Below are 24023 nucleotides of genomic sequence, written 5' to 3'. Positions count from 1 at the left end.
GAGAATCATATATGAATTCTCGAACCCCTTCTGTTTATGTTTAGCTTCTAACCAACATCGCCACCGACTCCACATGTGTCGAGTGCTTACTGTAAAACAAGCGGAATAGGTCAAGTGATTGCAAGTAAATAGAGAATATAATAATTAATCCTTATTTCCATTCTTAAAGTAAGGTTCTGTAACACGAAATAGAAACAGACTTATTAATATCAACACGATTGAAGCAACTAACACCACTATGCTAGATAGACCAAATGCCGAAAAATCATAACCATGCCCAAAAAGGCCTGACCATACCCCTCTGATTAATTGCTGTGCTGATGCAACCAAAAATACCATTGCTAAAATTCTCAAGAAAACCTTCATTTTCATACCTCCGGTTATTTTAGTGTAGCGGCATTGAAAATCATTTTTACCTCGCTAACCGCTTGCTCGACATTTTCGATTTCATCTTTAGCAATTGCTAATGCTATAGAGTCGATAACACTTCTCACGCTTCTAGCCATAATATCGTGTGAGAAATCTCTGAAAATCCCTTCGGTTTCCTGCCCATATTTGAATATTTCCATTAGAGGTTTATATATGCTATCGTCACCTTCTTTAAACAGGCGTTCACCATCTTGTGTACGACCATTTAAAATAATGTCAGTTACTGCGATCGTTTGTTTATTTTTTTTAGCTGCGAAAAATAAGCATGATTCGATATAACTATCTAAGGTATCAATAGCGTTTTTATCGATTCGTATATGCTGTTGCATATATTCGGTTGCTTCTTCATAAAAACTTACAACCATTGATCTTAATAGTGAGTCTTTTGTAGGAAAATGATACGTGAATACACCTTTGCTCATATTAAGTTTATTTGCAACTTTCCCGACAGAAAAATTTGAAAATCCCCCTTCAATAATTAATTCTAAGGCAGCATTTATGATCTGATTTTTTTTATCCACTTAGGCCCACCTCGCGTAAGTACGGTCGTAGTAACGATATTAGTACGATCGTACTAATTTGTCAACTTATTTATTAATTGAATATCATCTTTCAAAATACATTAAGAAAAACCGCCCTGATGAACGATCCTTACCGTTGGAGCGTATATTACTGCGCATTCCCAATACAAACGAGTTCACAGGTCTTCGATGCTTGCTCAAAAGCGTTACCAACGGTAAGCGTGATTGGAGTAGTCTAAAGCGGAAAGATAAACAGACAATCACAGCGGCAGTTGAAGCAAGAACGCCTTATTGAATATTCAATAGATGTATTCCCATGACCGCCGAATTACGGTTATAGATTAATCAAGAATCGACATAAATTCAACAAAAAAGAGGAGTTCGCCACCCCTCTTTACTATTTCCGCCAATACACCTCAACTATTAGTCTTTCTGTTCAGTATGAATAAACTCCTGCCAAATAACAGCCCTCAAACCCGCATTCCACCGTTGCCCTCATAAATAAAGTCATGCTACAAAACCGTGTTTTTCTCCACTTTTGACTCAACTTTTTGTATCACAACTTTATTATAATCTGAATAATGTCGTGACAACAGTGCAAGGGAAAGGCAAGGGAAAAAGATAGGGATTAGGGACAGTTCAAGGACTACTGCAAGCAGGAAACAAAGCCAGGTAATGAGCTAATTATAGATGCGGAGAGAGATCTGGGAAGCATTTAAAGCGGGAGAAAAAGAGCGAGGAGAAGCCTGAGAAATCCAGGTCTGATGCGGCATTGCAGTTATTTTATATGCAGGAAGAAGAGCCTGAAGAAAGGTTTAGATGGCATCTGAGGCTTCGTAGAAAGCGAGCCTGGGGAAAAGAAAAGCCGAGCGAGGATCAGGTGGAATGCCTGAAGATCGGTCGGCTTCGTCGTTACAATTGTAGGACGGTTGGAGACATAAATTGATGGGGCATTTGCATCCCGTGTCCGTTGTTATCACATCTTTATTCGATTTTTAGCAGAGGTTTATTACGAATATCACGGGTTTAATTGTTGGTTACACTTTCCTGACCAACATCGCCACCGACTCCACGTGCACCGTATGCGGGAACATGTCCACTGGCGTTACCTCCACCGTCCGATAACCGCCATCCTCCAGCACACGCAGATCACGTGCCAAGGTGCTTGGGTTACAGCTCACGTATACCACGCGCTCCGGCTTCATTTCCAGGATTGTATCCAGCAAGCGTGGATCGCAGCCTTTACGCGGCGGATCGACAACGATGACGTCGGCTTCGATGCCTTGCTCTTTCCAACGCGGGATGACATCTTCCGATGCACCTACTTCGAACTTCACGTTCTTCATCTCATTCAACAGCGCATTGCTGCGAGCGTCTTCGATGGCTTCAGGCACAATCTCCACCCCGTACACCTGATCCGCATGCTGCGCGAGGAAAAGAGAGATCGTACCGATGCCGCAATAGGCATCAATGACGGTCTCTTTGCCGCTCAGCCCAGCATATTCTACTGTCTTACCATACAGCACTTCCGTCTGTACTGGGTTGACCTGGTAGAACGAACGCGGAGAGATGGCAAACTGCACATCCCCGATATAATCGTAGATTACATCACGGCCCCACAGGACGCGGGTTTCGTCGCCGAAGATAACATTCGTTTGCTTCTTGTTCACGTTCTGGCAGATGCTCGCCACATGCGGGATCGCTTCACGAATACTTCCGATCCATTCATCCTTATGAGGGATATCCCGGCCATTGGTGACCAGAACAAGCATCATCTCACCTGTGCGGAATGCCTTCTTCACGACCACATGACGCAGCAGACCGCGCCCTGTCTCTTCGTTATACGCGCTGATCCCGAGATGACTGCCGATCTCCTTCACCTTCGCTACCACTTCGTCGTTATGCTCATGCTGAATAAGGCAGGACTCCATGTCGATAATCCGATGGCTTCCTTTGGCATAAAATCCACCCACCAAGCCGCCCTCGGTCACGCCGATTGGCACCTGTGCCTTGTTCCGATAACGCCACGGCTCGTCCATACCCATGGTTGGCAGCACACGAATACCTTGCGCAGCAGCTTCTTCGTTCATGACACCTTCCAGCCGGAGACGAATACGATTGCTGCCGTTCCCTTGTTCTTCGGAAATAGCTGGTTCAGCTTCCTGACCCACGCTATTATCAGAACGTTCCCTCTGGTTCGCTTCATCACCCTGAGCGTCTGCATCCTCCACCATCACGTTCAGCTTCCCGATCCGCTGCAAATTATCCACCACCAGCTGGCGCTTCCACGCAAGCTGTCCGGCATAGCTCATATGCTGAATCTGGCAGCCACCGCACTGATCGTAGATCGGACACGGCGCGGATACACGATCCGGGCTCGCCTTCACAATCTCAAGCAGCTTGGCATAGCCGTACTGCTTCTTGGTCTTCATCACGCGTACGCGGACGGTTTCACCAGGGAGCGCACCTTGCACGAAGAGCGTGTATCCATTCGCACGGCCTACACCCTCACCGTCATGGTTCATGCCAATGATGTCGATGACGGTCTCTTCGTTTTTGCTGACTGGAAGTCCTTCGATTGGCGCGGATTCACGTCCACGTCCCTTCGGACGAACGGCAGAAAGAGATGCGCCTTGTGGCCGCACCTCTTTCCCTTGCTGACGTGATGATGGACGAGATGATTTACCTGGCTGACGGGATGCCATCGCATTCCCTTGCCCCTGAGAGGCAGCCGAATTCCGGCGGTTTTTTCCACGACCGCTGCGGTTCGTATTAGACAACGTACATTCACTTCTTTCTTCTTATATATCACCCCACGTATGGGGAGTTCATTCCACTTCATCTTTTCAATTTCACCCTGAGATTATACGTGATCCCCACGCAAACGGCAACTGGAAAAACGCACTCCCACCGCGCCACCACCTATTCTCTTAACGATACAGCAGTAGGTGATGCTGCAGGTTCTGGAACGTCGCAGGCAAAGTACCGCCAAGCTCCCCATCCAGGTTCAGCTGTACGTATCCTGGCGATGTCACTTCCATATAATCCGTCTGGAAATGAAGTACCTTCTTATCGTTCAGATGTTCCCCGCGCAGCGCGAGTGTAACGAGGCGGATCATGTCGGCCAGATTACATTTTCGCACACCGATGACATCGAACATTCCGTCGTCTATCGTCGCGCCTGGTGCAAGCTTCTCGAAGCCCCCGACGGAATTTGTATTGGCGATCAGGAACAGCATGAATTCATCATGAATCTCTTCCTGGCCTGCCGCGCGGATAATTAGCTCCTGCGGAGACAGACTGGCCATTTTCTCGATGCCCTTCATATAATAGGCGAGCTGTCCGATCATCGTTTTTAGACGGCTGGGCACCTCATATGTCAATTCGGTCAACGAGCCGCCGCCTGCAATATTAATGAAGTATTTATCATTTGCCTTACCCAGATCAAGCGGACGGGTCTGCTGATTAATGACCAGATCCACATAATCTTCCCACTGTCTTGGGATCCCGAGCGCACGCGCAAAATCATTCGTTGTTCCCAAAGGGAAAACACCCAGCGGCGGACGATTCTCCCGCTCGGCCATGCCGTTGATGACTTCGTACAGCGTACCATCGCCACCTGCGGCAATAATCATGTCATATCCACGTTCAATCGCCAGCTCCGCTTCACGGGTTGCATCTCCCTCACCCGTTGTTGCGTGTACTGAAGCTTCGATGCCACCTTGATCCAAACGCTGCAGCACATCAGCTAGACGTTTCTTCATTTCTTCCCGGCCTGAGGTCGGATTATATATTAAGCGAGCCTTTTTCATCTCATACGCCACCTATTCCACATTATCCATGAGTCTGAACGACCTCATTCTCTTTCACTTGCGAGCGTCCACAACCGGGGAACCTTTTACATGATCACCCACGTCCGTTAATCCTGCCCGAATCTTCATCCATACCTATATCTATGCATAAGGAATTCCATCTCATTCCAGAGCCTTTATATTCTATCATATCATCAAATGTGAAGATGTCCTAGCCTGTAACGTATTTACGCTATCCAGCAAGCAGGTTCCCTCTCATTTTACACATTCAGCGATTTTCTCTTCAACTGTATTTAACCCATTTCATAGACACCCATTCTGCCCGTCTGACAAGAATTTAACCTTTCTCTCCTTCAAAAAGCACAAAGAAACGGCTCCGAATCCCGAAGCCGCATCAACGTTACCTTATATTTTACCTTCATCAATGGTTTAGAAGCCGATTCGTCTGCCTGCACGAAGCTGTTTGTACCAGAAATAAATGGTGCAGCCCACACAATAACCAAGCAAAGCAGCACTTGCTGCAAGCAGGAGCATTCCGGAGAACAGATAACCGGCTACCTGCCAGCTCAAGGAGAATGAGATGAGAGCCAGTGACAGGAACACAACCGCCAGAATATTATTGAAGCGCTGCAGCTCTACCGCCTGGGTTTCCTTACCTTTTCCCTTAAGTACAGTCTTCCCGATCTGGACAAATAGATTCAGCTTCCCGCCAGAGACGAGCCCGACCACCTGAATGATCCATAACGCACCCAAGATCAGCGGCTGATTGAACCCAAACGACAGGAGTACAAACAGCACGATCCCGACCTGATTCGCTTTGACATAACGCATAGGCACTTCCCGCATCCTCATATCTCCTTATCCCCATTTTATTAGTTGGTTTTATTGTAATCGGGATCGAAGTTTTGAGCAACAGAAAGATGATTTGAACATATGCATATCTTATTATAGGATGGTAAAATCCCTTCGGAGTGCATCCCAATGGGGTGTAGGAACTTTCGTGACGCTTTTCCACTCGGTAAATGCTCGGTCCATTGCCTCTATTTCGCCATAAGAACCTGCAACGAGCTTATGCACCGGAAGCATGCTGTAGATCTTCAGCAAAAGATACAGCAGCCGCTTATGCTTGCGGATCAGCTTCGCCTGTGCTCGGGGAATCATATCGATGCCCATTGCCTCCAGTAAGGCAATTCCTTCATCCATGGCGCCGATCATGTGCAGGAGCTGCTCTCGGCTTCCCTCCAGCTTCTTCAACTCTCGCTCTTCATTGAAGCTTACTGCATTCAGCATCAGAATCGGAATGAGATGACTCTTCAGCCAAGCGTCGATATCCTTCATCACATCCAGCTTATACTTTGCTTTTGCAAAGGCCTGATCCAGCTGAGGTTGAAAAGGGATCTTCCCGTCCAGTGCGCCAATTACCATCAGTCCCTTTGCTCCGCCTATGGACATCATCCGCTCCCGGTGACGCTTCCCGCCGCTAACGTGAAAACCAAACGCAACTTGCTTATCCACTTGGCTGTTGTCTTCGAGATAGGTCTGCATGCTTCGTGCATCTGCATTGTTGCCTACAATCACGATGTTGGTGCTCAGGTTATTCGCGAGAATAGGTAACACCGATGGAAAATCATTATATTTCATGACCACGAAAATGAGATCGTAAACATCTTCCGCCTTTAATTCTCTTGTTACCCGAACCGGATCAACCGTCGTTCTAAACTGAAATACATGCCTAATGACCACGCCATCCCTCTCCAATTCCTCCGCCCGTTTCCCTCTCGCCATAACCGTAACGTCATTTCCTCCACGTACCAGAACGTGGGCCAGCTGACTGCCTAGCACACCCGCACCATAGACCAATATTTTCATCCGATTCCCCTCAGTTTCGTTATTTATGAATAATCGTTGCTTTATGAACAGTTGTTGATAAAATAAGAGTATCAAAGCCTCTTCGGGGCTTCAATCGCTAAAAAAACCGCTTTCGTTGAATAATCAACGAAATACTCCTTTTTGTTGAAAAGCGTAAGCTATTTATAGAGACATATACAGAAAACGAAGAAACATGTAGAGGAGGCGCCATGGATAGACGCTTACTTAAAACCAGAAAGGCCATCATGGAGGCTTTTGTCGGATTGCTGGATGAGAAGGATTTCGAGCAAATAACGATCAATGATATCGCAGATCGCGCCAATGTTAACCGTGGAACGATCTATCTGCACTATACAGACAAGTATGATCTGCTGGACCGCTGTATCGAGACGTACCTGCAGCAATTGGTGGACAGCTGCATGATCGATCATTATCCAACGCCAATGACGGCAAAGGACGCGCTGCTGCGAACCTTCCGGTATCTCGAGGAACATGCAGCCATCTATACCACCCTCCTCACGAAAAAGGGGATTCCAGCCTTTCGGAGCAAGCTCATGACGATCATGGTTCAGGGCGTTGAGGAACAGATGGATGCGTGCGGCGTTCAGGGAGGTATGAGCAAAGAAGTCAATGTACAGTTTCTGGCTTCTGCTGCCGTGGGTCTGCTGGAATGGTGGATTATGAATGCCATGCCTTATTCTGCAGAGGATATGGTCGACCAATTAATTGCATTATTGGAGCTTCATCTGAGCCTGCCTGCACTCGTGGTTCAAGGATAAGCTCCACCTCAAGCAACACCAGCAAATAAGAAAACCACGTCCGGCGGACGTGGTTTCCTTGTCTATAATTTTAAAGTGCTCGTCCCCTTCTTAAGAAAGGGCCTTACCCTCATTACATTTGTCCAGTAAAAGTTGAATTTGACGCTCCAGCCAGTTCCCGAGGAGCGGATGCGGCAGCAGTGTCTCACCGCTGTATGCATAGTCCAGTTCCTTCAGCCTGCCTGGAATGACGTTCATGGTAAAATAACCGGCACTCAAAAACAGCGGCGCCACAATAACGCGGGTTCCCTTCTCCTGGCTCCAGTATTTTGCCTTGTCATATACACTCTCCGGATTGAGGAGTGCATAATCCGTATGGGCAACGCCACTGACATCCTGTACCCGCTGCGCGAGTGAGGAGATGCCGTTCTCCCAGCGCTGACGGAATCCGTCGTGAATACTCCCGTGCCCAACCAGCAGAATCGTCTCCTGCTTCGGCTCCCGGGACAGCAATTTTACCTTATCCCACACCATCACGGCAATATCCGGATCGTTATCCACAGGATAACCAAAGTGTACCCTTGCATTTACCTGAAAGGGTTCCAGATCCGTTTCCCGTTCCGGTGCTTCCTTCGCACCGATCGCATATTCAATTTCATCCACATGAGTGCTGCCAGATGAAACGAATAGCGGTACGACCAATATATCGGTTACGCTCTGTGCTTCCAGTCGGTTGATACCGTCCTGGATCAGGCGTCCTTCCACAAGTTCAAGAAATGAAGCTTCAACAGGCAGATCGTCAGGCAGATTAAGCCGGGAGACCGCGTCATCGACGGATTCTACCCAGGTCTGCTCCTGAGAACCGTGACTAATGATCAGTACACCCGGTTTCTTCATCTCAGCGACCCAGACGTTCCAATGTCATTTTGTAACCATCATTGCCATAGTTCAGGCAGCGCTTCACGCGGGAGATGGTAGCTGTACTAGCTCCTGTCTCTGCTTCAATCTGATTGTACGTGTTGCCTTTGCCAAGCATGCGAGCTACTTCCAGCCGCTGGGACATGGATTGAATCTCGTTTACCGTGCAGAGGTCATCAAAAAACACGTAGCACTCCTCGATATCTTTCAGAGTGAGAATGGCCTCGAATAGTTGTTCAATACTTTTATCATTTAGCTTTTTCAGCTGCATTTCATCATCATCCCCTAGCGGTTACTGTGTACCTTCATTGTACTCACACTGAGTTGGTATTTCAAGCGTTAACGATTTCACGCACTACAGAATAAAAATACATGTTACCGCTTCCATTAGGTACTATTGTCCTCCACTGGTGGACACCACCCGATATTACCGCAATAAATCCCATTTTTCACCTGTATATTCCCGATTACTTATGTAGGGATTTACCCCTTCTAATTGTTACAACTTTGTGTACAAGCTTCCCTTTTCGATGATTATTAATCTCTCCTTGTCCCCTGCGCCCAATTCCGCAAATATCCCGTTTTCCGTGACACCCGCCTACGCCGTCTCTCCGCGAATGACATACAGTATAGCAAAAGGGAGTTCCATCAAGGTCTGTTCACGCCCTTGGACCTGACAGTTGAAGGAACACATTTCCGAAATCCAATATAGAAGGAACGTGATCGTTCATGCCACAGCATTATTATCATCGCCAGCCCACACCACGGCAGCGTCCGTCTTCCTATTCACAGCGACAGGCGCACACTTCTGGCTATGCTCCGCCCAGTGCGGTACAGCGTTCATTGAATGAAACCCAAGTTCAGCCGATGTACCCAGGGGTAGAGCCCTATTATCCTGTGTACGGTGAAGTAGAAGCATCTGCACTTGTACCTTATGGTCAAGGTGCACCTGGCGGCAACTTGTATGGCGGCGGTGTACCCGTTGCTCCTCCAGTACCTGTTGAGACACCTGCGGCTTCCAGCAGTTCCGGGTTCTCACTGGCCAATCTAGGTGAATTAAAAGGAATGATCGACCGCTTCGGCGGAATCGACGGCATCATGAACGGCATTGGAAAAATGCAGAAGGTTGTCGGCGGCATTCAGCAAATGGCTCCTATGATGAAGCTTGTTATGGGTATCCTGCCTTTTGGAAAAGGGAAAAACAAGAGCAGCCCTGCCGAGGCCGACTATGAGGAATACACGCCGCCCCGGTCTCGCCCGCGCAAACGCCGCAAAAAGTCCACTACGACTACGCCACGTCGCCGCAGCAGTAATACCACTCGTCGCAAAACAACTTCCACCAAGCGCCGTCCCTCAGGCAGCAAACGTTAACCATTTTCTCAGGCACCTCTCCCTTGAATAAGGAAGGTGCCTTCACCTCTTTATGAGCATGCCCACTTATTGCCTTAGCTGCACACTCCTATCCGATTTAAAGTATTTCAAATAAAATCTACAAGAACCTATGTTCTTATTTCTGTAAATTAAGGTATACTGGGTAGTAGATAAAGGAGGCGGACCATGGAACTGTTTAAGGATAAATATACCCCCGGATTAATTGATCGGACCGGCGAACTGCTGTATCAATATTACCCTGCCTTGGACAAGGCACACTTTCGTGATCTCGTGTTTGCCGAAGGCTGGGAACAGGCAGAATTCAAGGCACGTATTCGCCGCATTACACAGGCCCTGACCGAAGTACTACCCTCTTCCTATGAAGAGGCGCTGCATGTCCTCGAACAGGCGGTACCGCAGCTGCGAGGGGTCGAGTATTTGTTTGTCCCTGATTTTATCGAGGTGAACGGACTAGCGCCTGAACATTATGAATTGTCCATGAAGTACCTGGCGGTCTTCACACCTTATTCCAGCTCGGAGTTCGCGGTGCGCCCGTTTATTGAACGGTATCCGATTGAGACGTTGAAACGGATGATGGAATGGACAAGTAGTGAGAACGAGCATATTCGCAGGCTTGCCAGCGAAGGCAGTCGCCCTCGCCTGCCGTGGGGTTCCAAGCTGCGCAGTTTGATTGCGGATCCAACGCCAGCACTTCCCATTCTCCATGCCTTGAAGCAGGACGAGTCTCTCTATGTACGGAAAAGTGTAGCCAATCATCTCAACGATATCTCGAAAGACCATCCTGATCTGGTCCTGGATCTGGCCTCCAACTGGTACGGTCAGCATCCACATACCGACTGGATTGTCCGCCATGCAAGCCGCTCACTGCTCAAAAAGGGACATCCCAAAGCTCTCGCCCTCTTTGGCTATGTTGAGCAGGATGCGGTGCACGTTGAGCAGCTTCAGCTTGCACGGGATACGATTGCCGTTGGTGAAGAGCTGGAATTCACATTCGACGTGGTCAATGAGAGTGGGCAGCCTCAAATGCTGCGGATTGAATATGAGATTGGATATATGAAGGCGAGTGGCAAGCAGGCACCCAAACGTTTCAAATGCTCGGATAAAACGTATCCTGCCGGGAGAAGCAAGGTCGCTACAAAGCAATCGTTCAAAGTAATTACCACCAGACGTTACTATGCCGGACTTCACACATTAACGATTGTGGTCAATGGACAACCTACTGCTTCGGCAGCTTTCATTCTTGAATAAAAACAGAATTGCCATCCATAAGTTATTCACAGCTCACAACTACGGATAAAAAGATATTCACATGTGGATAGGATTGATATTTCCCTTTAACCGAATGCCCTGTCTGTCACAGACGCGCTTCGGTTATTTATTTTCCCCCTCATTTCCCCTATGTACGTCTCCTCCAAAATCATCTGTTGACTTGGAGCATACTCCAAGTTGTACCATTCGAAGATCATCACCCCCATGCTTGACCATTATTATTGAAAAGAGGAATGACAGATGCAAACTAAAAAAACGGCCCTCATCACAGGAGCAAACAAAGGAATCGGATTCGAAACGGCCCGGCAGCTGGGAAACTTGGGTTATGTTGTTCTCCTCGGAGCAAGAGACATGCGTAAAGGCGAGGAAGCCGCACAGAGACTACTAAACGAGGGAATCGAAGCCTATGGAATCGAGCTTGATGTTACGAGTCAAAGCACCATTGAGACCGCGGTCAATCACATTGAACAAACGTATGGCTCGCTCGACATTCTGATCAATAACGCAGGGATCTCTGTGGGTGGAGCTGCCCCGCCAAGCTTAATCGCTGTGGATGATATACGAGAAACCTATAACACGAACTTCTTCGGCATGATTTCCGTTACCCAAGCCATGTTACCCTTGGTGCAGCAGTCCCCAGCAGGACGAATCGTTAACCTGACAAGCGGTCTGGGCTCACTCACCTACAATAGTGATCCCGAGCATGAACATGCACAATTCAATCTGCTCGCTTACAACAGCAGCAAAGCAGCTGTTAACATGTTTACCGTTACTCTTGCCAAGGAATTCAGAGATACGTCGCTTAAGATTAACTCTGTCGATCCAGGCTTTACAGCAACCGATCTAAACGGTTTTACAGGAATCAATACCGTGCAGCAAGCAGCGGCTACAGTTCTGGAGCTGGCTGTTCTCGGGGACGATGGCCCGACAGGAGGATTCTATGGGAATAATGGAGAAATACCTTGGTAAATTCGATACTGAGGAGCTGCATGACATGCATGACATACCCGACATCGTTACATCGATTCGCGAAGCTGCTCTGCATACGGGCCTGACAGAAGATACAATCCGCTATTATGAAAAGGTAGGTCTGCTCCCTTATGCAGAACGCAAAACAAACGGTCATCGACAATACAGTAAAGACCAGATTCTCGGCATTATTTTTTTGACCCGACTGAAAGCCACCGGGATGACCATCGAACAGATGAAGCATTACCGGGAGCTGTCTGAGCAAGGTTCCGATACCCTTGCAACCAGGTATGCGATCCTGGAGGAACATCAGCGTAAGATTCAACAAGATATAGCTAATTTACATGAAACATCAGAGATTATAGCCTATAAGCTTCAGCATTACCGGGAGCTTTCAGAGCATCCTGATCTTGAAGATACAAACTGCGACACCCAACACTAACTCTCCAAAATCGTAATCCAATTTTGCAGACACCAAACGATGATCTTTTTTTTACGCAGCTACAACTGACAAAAAAAGACCATCGTTTGGTCACATCTTATTTATTTATCCTTAGTCTGTCTATATGAGCGAATCTTTTATTTAAACCATCCGCGCTTCACAAACCAGGCCACCATGCTTCCACCGAGCACAAACATCAGCAGCAGCACGGCACCATACCCGAACTTCCACTGAAGCTCCGGCATATAGGCGAAGTTCATGCCATAAATACCGGCAATCAGCGTCAGCGGCATGAATACCGTTGTAATAACGGTAAGTGTCTTCATAATCTGATTCATCCGGTTGGAGTTCAAGGAAATATAACTGTCCCGCAGATCGGAGGTCATCTCCCGGTCCGCCTCGATCATGTCCGTCAGCTTCAGCAGATGGTCATAGATATCTGTAAAATACGCAGTATGCTCCCCCGTCCGCTGCACGTGCTGCGAGTTGATTACCCGATAGAGCAGATCCCGCATAGGTACCACGGTTCGTCTAAGCTTCAGCAGCCGGCCGCGCAGGTCAAACACCTGATTCATCAAGTCTTCCACCGATTCCTGACTCCCTCGGTTCTCCAGTTCAGCCAGCTCATCCTCAATCGCAAACAGTGACGGGAAATAATGATCGACGAGCTTATCCATCACGGTATAGGCAGCGGCCACCGGTCCACGCGCCCAGATGGTGCGTTCATGTGCATGATGCAGTATCCGCTCCCACGCTTCATCCACTTCTTCCAGAACACCATGATGAAAGGAAACGAGGAAGTTCGACCCCAGGAACAGATCCACTTCTTCCGCTTCCAGTGTAGTTGGATTAAGCGCGTGCAGCACAAGGAACTGTAAATTGTCGTAATAGTCCAGCTTCGGGCGCTGCAGCACATGCAGACAATCCTCGATCGCTAAGGGGTGAAAATGAAAATATGTATCCAGCAATCGGCTTTCTTCCTCCGAAGGCTGGTTGAAATCTGCCCAGACCCAGGCATAATCCTGCAGGTCCAGCTGTGTCAGCGGAGTGTTGATGGAGACCTGATGATCTCTTTTGATGGCGAGTGTACGAATCATAAATTAGACCACGTCCTTGTCCTATATCCTTTACGCTATTGTATAACTTAATCCTCGAACCGTCTCCTGCCAACGCATAACATCCATATTATCCACACAACCTCTTGCTGCAGGGACAACAAAAAAAGCCAACCCTGTTGGCTTCTCTCATTCCCTATCCACAGTTCCCTGTATCCACAGGATAATCTAACGTTTGGTTTATCATTCCACGGATGGCTATCCACATATCCAGCCTGTCCACACGTTCGTGCACAGGCTTCTCTATCTTATGATTAAAAAATTGTCCACATATCCCGATATTCACACAGTTATGAACAACTGTGCCTGTCGGAACCGAATTTGCCTCCGGATCACGTTCTTAGAAAATAATCCAGTACAACAAGCCTGCGAGTACAGCCGTAATCGGAATGGTAATGAACCACGTAATAATGATACGTCCGGCCAAGCCCCATTTAACAGCAGAGAAACGCTTCGCGGAACCTACACCCAAGATGGCGGATGTAATGGCGTGCGTTGTACTTACTGGAAGATGCAGCAGTGTTGCCGTGAATATAACGGAAGCCGCAGACAAATCGGCAGCAAAACCGTTGATCGGTTCAATTTTGAAGATTTTGGTTCCCATTGTTTTGATGATTTTCCAACCACCAATGGAAGTACCCAGTGCCATCGCCGTTGCTGCAGAAATTTTAACCCACAGCGGAACTTCAAGATGATCCTGCACACCTGCTGCGACGAGCGCAAATGTAATAATCCCCATCGCCTTCTGCGCATCATTCGTACCATGCGTGAACGCCTGCAGTGCAGCCGTGAAAATCTGTACCGTACGGAAACCCTTGTTCACGGTGTGCGGACTGCGTTTGGCAAAAATATATTTGAGAACGGTCATGACCACATAACCTATGGCAAATGCAATCAGCGGGGATAACAAAAGCCCCTCGACGATCTCAATGAAGCCGCCCCATTTTACTTTATCGGAACCTGCACCAACAAATACTGCACCGGCAAGTGCCCCGATCAATGCGTGTGAGGAAGAAGAAGGAATCCCAAACCACCAGGTCACGAGGTTCCAGATAATTGCGGCAATCAAGGTGACTATGACGACCTCTATCCCGTTATCCAGCTTCGTGGGGTCTGTAACGCTTCCTCCGATCGTCTTCGCTACTCCCGTAAACATCATCGCACCGACAAAGTTCATGACCGCTGCGAGAATGATCGCCCGGCGCGGGGTTAGCGCCCGAGTGGATACCGAAGTTGCAATGGCATTCGCAGTGTCGTGAAAACCGTTGATGAAGTCAAACGCCAGCGCAAGGAAGACGACTATACCTAATACCCAAATCGTTGTTTCCATTATTCTCTGGCTCCTTAAGAATTACGCATAATGATGGATTCCAGCATGTTGGCTACGTCTTCACACGCATCCGTTGTCGTCTCAAGACGCTCGTAAATTTCCTTGCGCTTGATCAGTTCAATCGGATCAGACACGGTAGCGAAGAGATGCTTGATGCACATGCGCAATACTTCGTCGCCCTGGTTCTCCAGATCGTTCAGACGAATGGTATATTCGCGGATCGCCAGCAATTTTTTCTGGGACAGCAAATGGATCGCTTTTTGAATTTCGTAGGCCGATTGGCGCAAAATCTCAGCGAACTGCACGATGAATTCATCCGGATCAGTCAGTTGGTACATATAGAAACGGGAAGCTGTTGCTTCAAGCCCGTCCAATACGTCATCAAGTGTTGTTGTCAATTCCATGATGTCATCACGCTCGATTGGCGTAATGAATGTTTTGTTGAGTTCCATAATGATCGTATGCACATAGTCATCGCACTTGGACTCATATTTTTTCATTTCATTGGTAAACAGAGTTACATCCTGAAGGTTGGAAACATGCTCAGAGAAATAGTCAGCTGCCTGTACGACAGTATCCGCCATATTCTCTAATGTTTCGAAAAATATATCCTTCTTCTTTATCTTCATCGTCCTATCCCCTTTACGAGAAATTGCTGATAACCGTGAAACATGAAATGACAACCTTTGATATCTTATCATATTTGTTTCATGGTTTGTACAAAAGCTGCGATCCTTTTTTATATTCTTATCACATTAATCTGAAATGAATCTTAATTATTTGGAATGGATGGAAAAATGATGCTCAGATTTTACACTGCGTTTACAAAACACGAACCGACAGGATCCGACTTTCGATTTTGGTCCGCATATTAATGAAGCAAGCGAAGGAATTTGATCTTAGATTCAACCTTAATTTTGAACTTGATTTTGGACTTCAATATGACTTGCAAAGTCAGGTTGGTTCGGAACGATACTGATAAAGGTCTGACCTGGGACCAGAGCCGCCTCTGTCCCATTTTGTACAAAACGAATAATATCACCCGATTTCTTCACCCACTGACCGCGAACCATCTTGCCTTTTTGAAAAAGCATTGCTTCTCCGCCCTGGTCCACATTGACGGATAATCGGCCAACGTTGTCGAGCACCTTGTGATCTGCGCCCGCTACAATAATATTCGCTGCTCCAATCTGCTCTCCATTATCCTGATCCTGATCGGGCTTCCCATTCACCAGTCTCATATATCGTCCGCTAACTTCATCATAATCATACGTCACCCGGTAACTATCCAATAAATAATGAATATCGAATTGAGCTGCAGGCTCTCCTGCTGAAGTGGAGCCGTCCTCATTATAGATATAGACGGGAGACTCCGAATCGTGGCTGTAACCCTTGATATCCGCTCCCTCTCGAAGCTTGTCCGCTGAAGTATACAGATTGTGCGGTGCCTTCCGATCCGAAGAACGCCAGAAGTAAGGTCCGCTGTTCGAAATTTCATCCATGTGCTGCTTCTGCTGCTTTTGCAAAATGGAGTAGGCATCCGGACTTCCGCCCGCATGGACAAGCACCCCATCGTAGCTCTCGCCCAGCTCAATCAGATACGGACGAATGCTTCGCACGGGTCCCACAGTCTCGGCACCGCCCTGACTCTGGAAGATGGCGATGAACCGGGTGATCCCGCCCTCTGCGAGAACTTCAATAATAATATCTGCCGAGCTCAGACCGGACTGGGGCCGGGCTGCAGGTGCGTTGTTAATCATGACCGCGAGTGGTCTCTGCGTAACGGCCTTCTCCACCGGCAGTCCAGTCAGCGGTGCGGTGAACAGAGGCGCTGCTGATTCTTCTGGCACTTGCTCCTCTACAGGCGCAGGAACAGACTCCGGCTTCGGCGGCTGCGCTGCCTCCTTATTCTGACAAGCTACCAGGCTTATGGCGAGAATCAGCAAGGATGCAGCAGAGGCTGCCTTATTCCATTTCAATGACTTCAATCGTTGTACCTCCTGTACAATGGCCTAGGTCTACGGTGTGATGATTTCTGGATGCGGATAACCATTTCACGTTTTTCTTTCCATTTAATCACAAGCTCCACCATTTGTCTTCGATATTAAGGTGGTTCTCTACCCCTGATGCAAGGAATCGAAACGTTGATTTGAAATCATTTATGTCTTAAATGTGAACTCATCAAAGCTTAATTAAAATTTGAACTAGATTGTGATTTTTATCACAAACAAAAAGACTTTTGAACTATACAATAAAGACATCAAAGGTGATCACTTAGAAAAAACAAAAACAAACAACACACACTAGATTCCATGAAGGAGTGGTTTATATGTTCAGCTTCAACCAATGGCTTAGAGAAAACAAAGTGGCAATGTGGATTTTGACAGTACTTCGGGTGTATATCGGTTATGACTGGATGACTCATGGATGGAGCAAATTGACAGGCGGCTTCGAGGCTGGAGGCTTCCTTGCCGGGGCAGTAGAAAAAGCAACAGGTGATCACCCGGCAGTTCAGGCTTGGTGGGCAACGTTCCTTGAGAAATTCGCAGTACCGAATGCCGGATTGTTCGACTTCCTTATCCCTCTCGGCGAATTCTTGGTAGGTCTTGGTCTCATCCTTGGCTGCTTCACAACACTGGCTGCACTAATGGCACTCGTGATGAACTTCGCGTTCCTCTTCTCGGGTACCGTGAGCACGAATGCACAACTGGTACTGATGCAAATCTTCCTCGTCGTTGCTGGTGCCAATGCTGGTAAAATCGGTCTGGATCGTTGGGTACTGCCTTACCTTCGCGGATTGTTCAGCCGGGGCAAAGGCCATCATCCCAAAGATACACCAACCTTGAATCCAACCCAAAAAACAGCTTAAAGCACGAACAGATATACTAGCCCTGCTCCCCATCCCCCGGGGAACGGGGCTTTTTCATGCCTGACTTGCCCCTGTACGGAATCACGTATTATGATGGAACTAGGAACTAAAGTACATGATTAAAAGGAGTACCCCACATGCCGACCAACCGCCGTCTTGAGACCGAGGCCGACTTCCAGGAAGCCATGGAACTGCAGCACAAGATCCGGGTATTTAAAGATAACCATCAAATTGATTCCGGTGGTATCATTATCCGTTTTGACAGCCAAACGATTGTTGTCCAGTCCAGTGTCAGTGAACTTGCCTATCATTCCCGCACCGACTGTGAGTTCTTCGAAATTCGAAAATAGATATAGGCTTACACCAAAAAAGGTTCCTTCGCCCGGAGTATTGCTGGGTAAAGGAACCTTTTGTTTTTATATTCATTAGCGGTTCATGTCTGAATGTCATCGTATAGGGATGGCATTACTGTACAGCTATCCCTCTTGTCTGCTCCAAGTTACACGCCGTCACCGAATTGCCAGCAGTTTAGACTGAGCGTTCCATACGGGTATGATTGAAACAGGCGTTTCGCCTTGCGGGACATGTCTGCTGTACCCATGGCATAGAACAGGGGTGCCAGATGCTCTGTTCCATAAGAAGGAACCGCAGTCCGGGCATTCGGAGCTTTTTTGTCATATTGAAACAGCTCTCTCGTGTTCCATTTCTCCAGCCGCTCTTCCATCCAATCATCGAACTCTACCGCCCAATCCTGCGGTTCATCTTCGTTACCACCGAGTAATCGCAGATTATGAACGGTACCACCACTGCCTATGATCAGCACATCGTCATGTCGCAGCTGTTCCAGCATCCGGCCAATATCGTACTGTTCCTGCGGTGAACGCAGCGAATCTACAGACACAACAACGACAGGGATATTTGCCTGCGGATACATATGCAGCAGCGGGACCCAGACTCCATGATCCAAACCTCTGCCTCGAACAGGCTGGTGCGGGAGATTGCTGCGGGTAAAGAGAGCGCAGATCTCATTCGCAAGTTCGGATTGTCCTGGTGCCGGATAATCGATTGTATACATATTAGAGGGGAATCCGTAGAAATCATGCAAGGTCTGATGTGTATCATCCATCGTCACGGACGGCTCGGGACAATCCCAATGCGCCGTAAATACAACAATGGCTTTTGGAGCCGGCAGCCTGTTTCCAAGCTGGTTCAGAAATTGAGTGTAGTCATTGCTCTCCACCGCCATAGCGGGAGAACCATGCGCAATGAAAAATGCGGGTAATGTCATTGCTGCCAACCTCCAGACACGGATAGAATGGTCACGCTTCTATACTACTCCTCTATTCTACCGCGTAGAAGGCGCTTTTCCAAGCTGACATCCCGAAACTGCTAAAACCACCCAATCTGGTTCTTGATTCATTTGAATATTTAATTGCTTCAGACGTCCTCCAAGCCATTAGATCATCCAGTGCTGCCAATCCTGTTCGATCTTCTGACGTTCACCGAGCCATTCCCGGGTACGCGTGATCAGCTGCTCCCGCTCTTTGCCGGAAGAAAAGGTATGATCCCCCTGGAAAATAATCTCCTTGTCGCAGCGTCCTTCCTGACGCATCCAGAATACCTTCTGATATAGGAAAGCATAGTCTACAGGAATGATGTCATCCGATGTCCCATGTACGACCAGAACATCGCCGTTAAACTTAACGGCTTCCTGGAATGGTTGATGCTCAGCCAGAGACTCAAAGAAAGCCGGAGTGAACTTATAAGCGAGATAATCAGCCGAGCCCTGCTTCACGCCCAGATCGTACACCTCACGTCCGGTAATCTTCACGATATCGTTGAACGGATATCCCACGGCAGACCACATGACCAGATTCTTGACACGTTTGTCACGGATGGCCGTGAGCAGAGCGACTGCTCCGCCCAGACTGTGACCGATCAAGGTCACACGGGTTGGATCCACATCGCTGCAGTTCACCGCGTAATCCAGCACGGAACGAGTCTGCGCAATCATGGAATCCAGCCCTTCAGCTCCATATTCACCACTGCTCTCCCCGCAGCCGATGTAATCGAAGCGCAGCACAAGGTATCCATCCTCAGCCAGTTCACGTGCAGTCTTCACGAACAGGCGGTCCACGCCAATCCGGCTGCCGACAAAACCATGGCAAATGACCGCCAAAGGCACACGCTGCTGGTTGTTCCCCTCCTTGATATCCCTAACCACGGGATAATGAATCGTAGCTGTTAGTTCTTCCTGTCCATGACGGATGCTGATCTGACGCTCCATGCCGATTTCCCCTTTCCATGCTTACCTTTACCTTCACTCGTTCGTCAATTAATTGATTGTATATAAATCCGATAAGTTTAATGTGTATTAAGAAGTTATTAGTATAATATCATCCTGGGAACCTCAAGTCAACGTGAGGAATACCTGTTCAAGAGGCTATTATGTCTTAAAAAAGAAGAACGTTATAAAATCTTTAGAATTTGCGCGTATCTTCAATGTATCGGCAAGATTATGCCTGGAGTGAATGAAGAAAAACGAATTTCCTTAGGCATTCTTGTTTTTACGAACATGGTAATTTTAGGTACAATATATACTCAACTATTTGAAGGAAACGGAGACGGCAGTAAGGAGTAACAGCCTTGAACACAACTGCCGGAAATCATCATGAACGAAAACATTCTAATTGTAGATGACGAAAAGGATATTGTGGCGCTGATTCATCAGACACTTGCGCAGGAAGGGTATAACGTGTCCACGGCATCAAGCGGCACCGAGGCTTTACAGCTTCTCGGTAATCCGCCGGATCTGATTCTGCTGGACATTATGATGCCCGGCATGAGCGGGTTCGAGCTCTGCCGGCTGATTCGGGATGAGGTGAGCTGCCCCATCCTCTTTCTCAGTGCGAGGCAGGCCGAAATCGACCGGATTCAAGGGTTGTCCATCGGCGGCGATGATTATATGACGAAGCCGTTCAGTCTCGGGGAGTTGAAAGCAAGAGTGGCTGCCCACTTGCGCCGTTCCCGTCGCGATGGCGTTCAGCCGCGCGGGAATGAGCCTGCGTTCTACAGATACGGATCTTTGCAAATGGACCTGAAGGGGCGCACGGTGATGATTATGCAGCATGCCATCCCGCTCACTCTTAAGGAGTATGATCTGGTGGAACTGCTGGCCACGCATCCAGGGCAGGTTTTCTCCAAGGAACAGCTGTATGACCGCATCTGGGGTCTCGAAGCAACGGGGGATACAACCACAATCACGGAACATGTCAAAAAAATAAGGGCCAAGCTGGCAGCAGCTGACCCGGATCATGCGTATATCTCGACGGTATGGGGTGTCGGGTACAAATGGGAGCCCGTACGATGATTAAGGAACGCTGGCCGATCAAAAAACAACTCGTCTGGGCTTTTGCACTTGTTATGGGAATCAGCATTGTATTGACACTCCTGACTTGGGCAGCGGGGATAACGTTCCTCTTCTCCAGCCAATGGCTGCAGCCTGCCAACTATTATGAGTCTCGAATCCCCGACATTCAGCACACTGTGCAGGAGCTGGCGAAGAAGCAGATCAAGTGGACCGACACCGCCAATCAGGCCAAGCTGGAACAGCTGCTCCCTCCGGAAGGCATCACCTATCAGATTATGGATACCCGTGGAAGCAGAAGATACGGAACGATTCAGGAGCAGATCGTGGAGAATGAAGTGGATCTACTGAGCAGGCTGAACAGCAAAACAATTACAGATAGTACACTTGGGTTAGGCGGACTGGTTACACTCATCTCGCCTCTAAGCGGAGATCACGGAATGTATTCAGGAGCTCTGGTGCTCCAGTACCGATTGGAAACCAGCCCTTCTCCATCCATATCGCCCGTCTGGACAAATACGTTTCTCGTACTTATGCTGGCTTCTCCATTCGTATATATTGCGGCAGCGACCTGGTTTGTGGCGGGCAGAGTGGGTCGCAATGTGAACCGGCCGATTGAGGACCTCATTTTGGCTTCCAAACGCATCAAGGAGCAGGACCTGGACTTTACTCTGGATAACCACGCCCCCAATGAGCTTGGGCTCCTCTCCGCCTCCTTCGAGGATATGCGCAAGGAACTGAAGAGCGCCCTAACCCGGGAGTGGAAGCTTCAACAGGAACGGAGTGAACTGATGGGCGCCATCAGCCATGATTTCCGTACGCCAATGACGGTAATTCAGGGTCATGTGGAACTTCTTAAGGATTCACCCGCACATGTGGTACATACTGCCGAAAGCATGATCAATCATCTGGACGTCATTGACCATAATGTGAAGCGAATTAATCGGCTCATTCAGGATATGACGGTAGCCGCAGGTACCGATTTTGATTATTTTCCGCTTCGACGTGAAGCGGTGGATTCTTCCTCCTTCTGGGAGATGAAGCAGCGGGAGATTGGTTTCCTGTGTTCCAGTCAACGTGTGCACTTGAAATTCAAACTCGTGGATCGAAGGGCGGACAGTTCCTCGCCCCTTCAGCTGGATGTACAGCGGGTGGGTCAGGTGCTGGATAACTTGGTGGCTAACAGCTTGCGTTATGTACCCCCACAAGGGGAAATCAGACTAATTGTGAATATACAAAATGTTCATATCATGCAGGTTACCGTCTGCGATACGGGTCCAGGCTTTAGAGATGCGGATCTGCCGCATTTGTTTGACCAGTTCTATCATGGCCACCAGGGACAGACCGGACTGGGCCTGTTCACGGCCAAACGCATCGTGGAGAAGCACGGTGGAACCATATGCGCCAGTAACCTGCCTGAAGGTGGTGCACGCATCTCTTTTACACTCAATACTGCAGGGTGATCACGGATTCATTGTGCTATTCGTAGCTCCGGCGAAACATCTCATGTGTCTCTACTTGACCTTCCCAGCGATGCTCACGGGCAAAATCGGAACTCTCCCAGAAGCTGCCCGTCTTATCAGGCCCCTCACCAAGCTCGACTGCAAATTCGGTGTCCTCTACTGCTCCCTGTCCCATGGGAACCACTTCATCCTTCACACCACGGGAGTTGCTGTTCAGCAGCAGCTTCCGTGTTAATTCGTTGTTTTTATCGTTGGCTTGATTCATGTCTGCACACTCCCATTACTGTTTTTTTCGTTTGAAATGCTACTATTGTGTTGGAATCGGCCAGCCTTTATTCATCCTTCACACAATCGTTGGATCTAGGCTCGGCCTATGCATATTTCACAGGAAAAATGGGGAAATTAATCGATAATATGTACATGCAAATTGACCTCGGACTCCTTCCGGCGAAAGGGATTGGATTCATGGAACTTCTGTTTGAATGGGTACGTACTCACGGCAAACTGGCGCTGCTCTGCACTTGTGTCATTCTGGCCTGTATATGGCTCTGGATACATCACACTCAGCTCTTTTATAAGGAATGACTTTGCGAAACGAGAGCCCTTCCCGTATACTAAAATACCGTCAGGGTCTTCAGGAGAACTGGGGATCTGTAGTGTTCAGACAGGGGGAGCAATCATTGGGGATTTCCTATAAAAAGCTTAAAGAAATACAAAACCGGCAGATGACCGAGATGAGCCGGATGACGCCTGAAAATGTAAAATTGTTCGACCAGATTAGCGGCATTGCCCGCCGTACCGACGCAGATGAAAGAACACAGGAAGAGTGGATTTTGTCTGAGGGAAAGGCCATTGTACAGGCCCAACGGGATGGACAATCCGCACGGGAATTATACGGAGCGGACCTGGAACAGGATATCCACGCACGCCTGGATGAAGGTGCAGCAGCATCAAGTTCTTCGTCCGTATCTGTAGGTAAAGCCACAACCAAAAAATCGAAAGCTGATAAACCGTGGAAGCCAGCTGTGGCACCTAAGGACGATGATAATGTGAACGGTGAGGCTTCCGGTCCAGTCAAACGTACTCCCAAGTGGTATGTGATGATTGCCTGGGCAGCCATTTCCTTTGTCATGCTCATTCAGGGCGCAGCCGGGCTCTTTATCGGCTGGAGCGGTGGAGATACGGAACCATTCAGTCATATCAGTCTGTTTTCGATTATCATTTCAGCCGTTGGCGGGATTGCTCTAGTTGAGATGCTTCGCCGCCTCGCGGAACGGCCGGATGATCAAGGCAAGGATATGACGACCAAGCCCCAGGTTAACCTGAAGGGCATTGCGATCTATATCGTCATTGTTGTGCTTGTCCTGTTCGTTGGTTATCCGCTGCGGGACAGTCTTCCGGTATTTTACTTAGCCCCTTGGGTTAGTCTTGTGATTGGTATTGTGGGGCTTGCTCTACTGAGGCCGCTCTTCGGGCAAAAAAAGAAATAAACCAAAAAGG

Annotated in this window: 26 protein-coding genes; 10 read left to right on the top strand and 16 right to left on the bottom strand. The window is 48.2% G+C overall.

Annotated features, from left to right (window positions below; translation table 11 throughout):
* Positions 1 to 144: 144 nt before the first annotated feature.
* From AC3RCI_RS03790 to AC3RCI_RS03765, 6 genes are all read right to left on the bottom strand, one after another.
* Positions 145 to 366, bottom strand: coding sequence for a hypothetical protein (locus AC3RCI_RS03790; protein WP_492472914.1), 222 nt, complete (start codon positions 364 to 366; stop codon positions 145 to 147).
* Positions 367 to 380: 14 nt separating this feature from the next.
* On the bottom strand, positions 381 to 950 hold the full coding sequence (locus tag AC3RCI_RS03785) for a TetR/AcrR family transcriptional regulator (RefSeq protein ID WP_492527553.1): 570 nt from the start codon (positions 948 to 950) through the stop codon (positions 381 to 383).
* Between the two features lie 1037 nt (positions 951 to 1987).
* Entirely contained in the window at positions 1988 to 3730 is a 1743-nt protein-coding gene (gene rlmD, locus AC3RCI_RS03780; protein ID WP_492527552.1) for a 23S rRNA (uracil(1939)-C(5))-methyltransferase RlmD, read from the bottom strand.
* Between the two features lie 150 nt (positions 3731 to 3880).
* Positions 3881 to 4762, bottom strand: a complete 882-nt coding sequence (locus tag AC3RCI_RS03775; RefSeq protein WP_095288492.1) for a diacylglycerol kinase — start codon at positions 4760 to 4762, stop codon at positions 3881 to 3883.
* A gap of 429 nt (positions 4763 to 5191) precedes the next feature.
* On the bottom strand, positions 5192 to 5608 hold the full coding sequence (locus AC3RCI_RS03770) for a DUF4395 domain-containing protein (protein WP_492527551.1): 417 nt from the start codon (positions 5606 to 5608) through the stop codon (positions 5192 to 5194).
* Positions 5609 to 5707: 99 nt separating this feature from the next.
* A complete protein-coding gene (locus AC3RCI_RS03765; RefSeq protein WP_492527550.1) occupies positions 5708 to 6631 on the bottom strand; it encodes a ketopantoate reductase family protein in 924 nt (307 codons plus the stop codon).
* 209 nt (positions 6632 to 6840) lie between these two features.
* On the opposite strand from AC3RCI_RS03765, the gene AC3RCI_RS03760 reads away from it, so the two are divergent.
* Positions 6841 to 7410, top strand: a complete 570-nt coding sequence (locus AC3RCI_RS03760) for a TetR/AcrR family transcriptional regulator (protein WP_492527549.1) — start codon at positions 6841 to 6843, stop codon at positions 7408 to 7410.
* 90 nt (positions 7411 to 7500) lie between these two features.
* On the opposite strand, the gene AC3RCI_RS03755 is transcribed toward AC3RCI_RS03760, so the two are convergent.
* Both AC3RCI_RS03755 and AC3RCI_RS03750 read right to left on the bottom strand, forming a co-directional pair.
* On the bottom strand, positions 7501 to 8286 hold the full coding sequence (locus tag AC3RCI_RS03755; RefSeq protein WP_492527548.1) for a sirohydrochlorin chelatase: 786 nt from the start codon (positions 8284 to 8286) through the stop codon (positions 7501 to 7503).
* Between the two features lies 1 nt (position 8287).
* Entirely contained in the window at positions 8288 to 8578 is a 291-nt protein-coding gene (locus AC3RCI_RS03750; RefSeq protein WP_017690665.1) for a YerC/YecD family TrpR-related protein, read from the bottom strand.
* A 458-nt stretch (positions 8579 to 9036) separates the two neighbouring features.
* On the opposite strand from AC3RCI_RS03750, the gene AC3RCI_RS03745 reads away from it, so the two are divergent.
* The 4 genes from AC3RCI_RS03745 (at position 9037) to AC3RCI_RS03730 (ending at position 12379) form a co-directional block, all read left to right on the top strand.
* Complete coding sequence (locus AC3RCI_RS03745; protein ID WP_492527547.1) at positions 9037 to 9678, top strand: tyrosine protein kinase; 642 nt, start codon at positions 9037 to 9039, stop codon at positions 9676 to 9678.
* 186 nt (positions 9679 to 9864) lie between these two features.
* Positions 9865 to 10947 carry a DNA alkylation repair protein gene (locus tag AC3RCI_RS03740; RefSeq protein WP_492527546.1) on the top strand — a complete coding sequence of 361 codons (1083 nt, stop codon included), beginning with the start codon at positions 9865 to 9867 and terminating at the stop codon, positions 10945 to 10947.
* A gap of 261 nt (positions 10948 to 11208) precedes the next feature.
* Positions 11209 to 11937 (top strand): SDR family oxidoreductase, encoded by a 729-nt coding sequence (locus AC3RCI_RS03735; protein WP_492472906.1) that lies wholly within the window; start codon positions 11209 to 11211, stop codon positions 11935 to 11937.
* Positions 11909 to 12379, top strand: a complete 471-nt coding sequence (locus tag AC3RCI_RS03730) for a MerR family transcriptional regulator (protein ID WP_492527545.1) — start codon at positions 11909 to 11911, stop codon at positions 12377 to 12379. Before AC3RCI_RS03735 ends, AC3RCI_RS03730 begins: the two co-directional genes overlap by 29 nt.
* Positions 12380 to 12516: 137 nt before the next feature.
* Here the strand turns inward: AC3RCI_RS03730 and corA are convergent, their stop codons facing one another.
* The 4 genes from corA to AC3RCI_RS03710 form a co-directional block, all read right to left on the bottom strand.
* Positions 12517 to 13476 (bottom strand): magnesium/cobalt transporter CorA, encoded by a 960-nt coding sequence (corA, locus tag AC3RCI_RS03725; RefSeq protein ID WP_492527544.1) that lies wholly within the window; start codon positions 13474 to 13476, stop codon positions 12517 to 12519.
* Between the two features lie 358 nt (positions 13477 to 13834).
* On the bottom strand, positions 13835 to 14824 hold the full coding sequence (locus tag AC3RCI_RS03720; RefSeq protein WP_154893010.1) for an inorganic phosphate transporter: 990 nt from the start codon (positions 14822 to 14824) through the stop codon (positions 13835 to 13837).
* Positions 14825 to 14838: 14 nt separating this feature from the next.
* Positions 14839 to 15453, bottom strand: a complete 615-nt coding sequence (locus AC3RCI_RS03715) for a DUF47 domain-containing protein (RefSeq protein ID WP_095288482.1) — start codon at positions 15451 to 15453, stop codon at positions 14839 to 14841.
* 282 nt (positions 15454 to 15735) lie between these two features.
* Positions 15736 to 16812: a DUF3048 domain-containing protein gene (locus AC3RCI_RS03710; protein WP_492472904.1), complete on the bottom strand. Its 1077-nt coding sequence runs from the start codon at positions 16810 to 16812 to the stop codon at positions 15736 to 15738.
* A gap of 341 nt (positions 16813 to 17153) precedes the next feature.
* Here AC3RCI_RS03710 and AC3RCI_RS03705 point away from each other — a divergent pair, with 341 nt between their 5' ends.
* Both AC3RCI_RS03705 and AC3RCI_RS03700 read left to right on the top strand, forming a co-directional pair.
* Positions 17154 to 17693, top strand: coding sequence for a DoxX family protein (locus AC3RCI_RS03705; protein ID WP_336781470.1), 540 nt, complete (start codon positions 17154 to 17156; stop codon positions 17691 to 17693).
* Positions 17694 to 17830: 137 nt separating this feature from the next.
* The gene (locus tag AC3RCI_RS03700; protein ID WP_336781471.1) at positions 17831 to 18043 is read left to right on the top strand and encodes a hypothetical protein; all 213 of its coding nucleotides are present in this window, start codon (positions 17831 to 17833) and stop codon (positions 18041 to 18043) included.
* Between the two features lie 149 nt (positions 18044 to 18192).
* Here the strand turns inward: AC3RCI_RS03700 and AC3RCI_RS03695 are convergent, their stop codons facing one another.
* A complete protein-coding gene (locus AC3RCI_RS03695; RefSeq protein ID WP_336781472.1) occupies positions 18193 to 18981 on the bottom strand; it encodes a DODA-type extradiol aromatic ring-opening family dioxygenase in 789 nt (262 codons plus the stop codon).
* Positions 18982 to 19149: 168 nt separating this feature from the next.
* Positions 19150 to 19980, bottom strand: coding sequence for an alpha/beta hydrolase (locus AC3RCI_RS03690; RefSeq protein WP_336781473.1), 831 nt, complete (start codon positions 19978 to 19980; stop codon positions 19150 to 19152).
* 384 nt (positions 19981 to 20364) lie between these two features.
* On the opposite strand from AC3RCI_RS03690, the gene AC3RCI_RS03685 reads away from it, so the two are divergent.
* The gene (locus AC3RCI_RS03685) at positions 20365 to 21063 is read left to right on the top strand and encodes a response regulator transcription factor (protein ID WP_492527543.1); all 699 of its coding nucleotides are present in this window, start codon (positions 20365 to 20367) and stop codon (positions 21061 to 21063) included.
* Complete coding sequence (locus tag AC3RCI_RS03680) at positions 21060 to 22523, top strand: HAMP domain-containing sensor histidine kinase (protein WP_492527542.1); 1464 nt, start codon at positions 21060 to 21062, stop codon at positions 22521 to 22523. The genes AC3RCI_RS03685 and AC3RCI_RS03680 overlap by 4 nt, the downstream gene beginning before the upstream one ends.
* A 16-nt stretch (positions 22524 to 22539) precedes the next feature.
* Here the strand turns inward: AC3RCI_RS03680 and AC3RCI_RS03675 are convergent, their stop codons facing one another.
* Both AC3RCI_RS03675 and AC3RCI_RS03670 read right to left on the bottom strand, forming a co-directional pair.
* Positions 22540 to 22788, bottom strand: a complete 249-nt coding sequence (locus AC3RCI_RS03675; RefSeq protein ID WP_492527541.1) for a hypothetical protein — start codon at positions 22786 to 22788, stop codon at positions 22540 to 22542.
* A gap of 137 nt (positions 22789 to 22925) precedes the next feature.
* Positions 22926 to 23081 carry a hypothetical protein gene (locus AC3RCI_RS03670; protein WP_492527540.1) on the bottom strand — a complete coding sequence of 52 codons (156 nt, stop codon included), beginning with the start codon at positions 23079 to 23081 and terminating at the stop codon, positions 22926 to 22928.
* A 122-nt stretch (positions 23082 to 23203) separates the two neighbouring features.
* On the opposite strand from AC3RCI_RS03670, the gene AC3RCI_RS03665 reads away from it, so the two are divergent.
* Positions 23204 to 24013, top strand: coding sequence for a DUF1129 family protein (locus tag AC3RCI_RS03665; RefSeq protein ID WP_492527539.1), 810 nt, complete (start codon positions 23204 to 23206; stop codon positions 24011 to 24013).
* Positions 24014 to 24023 lie beyond the last annotated feature (10 nt).

The organism is Paenibacillus sp. MT124 (assembly GCF_058792755.1).
This window is presented reverse-complemented; position numbering and strand designations above follow the sequence as displayed.

Excerpts from the sequence above, each read along its gene's own strand:
- AC3RCI_RS03790 (WP_492472914.1), bottom strand. The coding sequence starts at position 366 with ATGAAGGTTTTCTTGAGAATTTTAGCAATGGTATTTTTGGTTGCATCA.
- AC3RCI_RS03775 (WP_095288492.1), bottom strand. The coding sequence starts at position 4,762 with ATGAAAAAGGCTCGCTTAATATATAATCCGACCTCAGGCCGGGAAGAA.
- AC3RCI_RS03770 (WP_492527551.1), bottom strand. The coding sequence starts at position 5,608 with ATGCGGGAAGTGCCTATGCGTTATGTCAAAGCGAATCAGGTCGGGATC.
- AC3RCI_RS03765 (WP_492527550.1), bottom strand. The coding sequence starts at position 6,631 with ATGAAAATATTGGTCTATGGTGCGGGTGTGCTAGGCAGTCAGCTGGCC.
- AC3RCI_RS03760 (WP_492527549.1), top strand. The coding sequence starts at position 6,841 with ATGGATAGACGCTTACTTAAAACCAGAAAGGCCATCATGGAGGCTTTT.
- AC3RCI_RS03755 (WP_492527548.1), bottom strand. The coding sequence starts at position 8,286 with ATGAAGAAACCGGGTGTACTGATCATTAGTCACGGTTCTCAGGAGCAG.
- AC3RCI_RS03750 (WP_017690665.1), bottom strand. The coding sequence starts at position 8,578 with ATGCAGCTGAAAAAGCTAAATGATAAAAGTATTGAACAACTATTCGAG.
- AC3RCI_RS03745 (WP_492527547.1), top strand. The coding sequence starts at position 9,037 with ATGCCACAGCATTATTATCATCGCCAGCCCACACCACGGCAGCGTCCG.
- AC3RCI_RS03740 (WP_492527546.1), top strand. The coding sequence starts at position 9,865 with ATGGAACTGTTTAAGGATAAATATACCCCCGGATTAATTGATCGGACC.
- AC3RCI_RS03735 (WP_492472906.1), top strand. The coding sequence starts at position 11,209 with ATGCAAACTAAAAAAACGGCCCTCATCACAGGAGCAAACAAAGGAATC.
- AC3RCI_RS03730 (WP_492527545.1), top strand. The coding sequence starts at position 11,909 with ATGGGAATAATGGAGAAATACCTTGGTAAATTCGATACTGAGGAGCTG.
- corA (WP_492527544.1), bottom strand. The coding sequence starts at position 13,476 with ATGATTCGTACACTCGCCATCAAAAGAGATCATCAGGTCTCCATCAAC.
- AC3RCI_RS03720 (WP_154893010.1), bottom strand. The coding sequence starts at position 14,824 with ATGGAAACAACGATTTGGGTATTAGGTATAGTCGTCTTCCTTGCGCTG.
- AC3RCI_RS03715 (WP_095288482.1), bottom strand. The coding sequence starts at position 15,453 with ATGAAGATAAAGAAGAAGGATATATTTTTCGAAACATTAGAGAATATG.
- AC3RCI_RS03705 (WP_336781470.1), top strand. The coding sequence starts at position 17,154 with ATGTTCAGCTTCAACCAATGGCTTAGAGAAAACAAAGTGGCAATGTGG.
- AC3RCI_RS03700 (WP_336781471.1), top strand. The coding sequence starts at position 17,831 with ATGCCGACCAACCGCCGTCTTGAGACCGAGGCCGACTTCCAGGAAGCC.
- AC3RCI_RS03695 (WP_336781472.1), bottom strand. The coding sequence starts at position 18,981 with ATGACATTACCCGCATTTTTCATTGCGCATGGTTCTCCCGCTATGGCG.
- AC3RCI_RS03690 (WP_336781473.1), bottom strand. The coding sequence starts at position 19,980 with ATGGAGCGTCAGATCAGCATCCGTCATGGACAGGAAGAACTAACAGCT.
- AC3RCI_RS03685 (WP_492527543.1), top strand. The coding sequence starts at position 20,365 with ATGAACGAAAACATTCTAATTGTAGATGACGAAAAGGATATTGTGGCG.
- AC3RCI_RS03680 (WP_492527542.1), top strand. The coding sequence starts at position 21,060 with ATGATTAAGGAACGCTGGCCGATCAAAAAACAACTCGTCTGGGCTTTT.
- AC3RCI_RS03675 (WP_492527541.1), bottom strand. The coding sequence starts at position 22,788 with ATGAATCAAGCCAACGATAAAAACAACGAATTAACACGGAAGCTGCTG.
- AC3RCI_RS03670 (WP_492527540.1), bottom strand. The coding sequence starts at position 23,081 with ATGTATCCAGAGCCATATACAGGCCAGAATGACACAAGTGCAGAGCAG.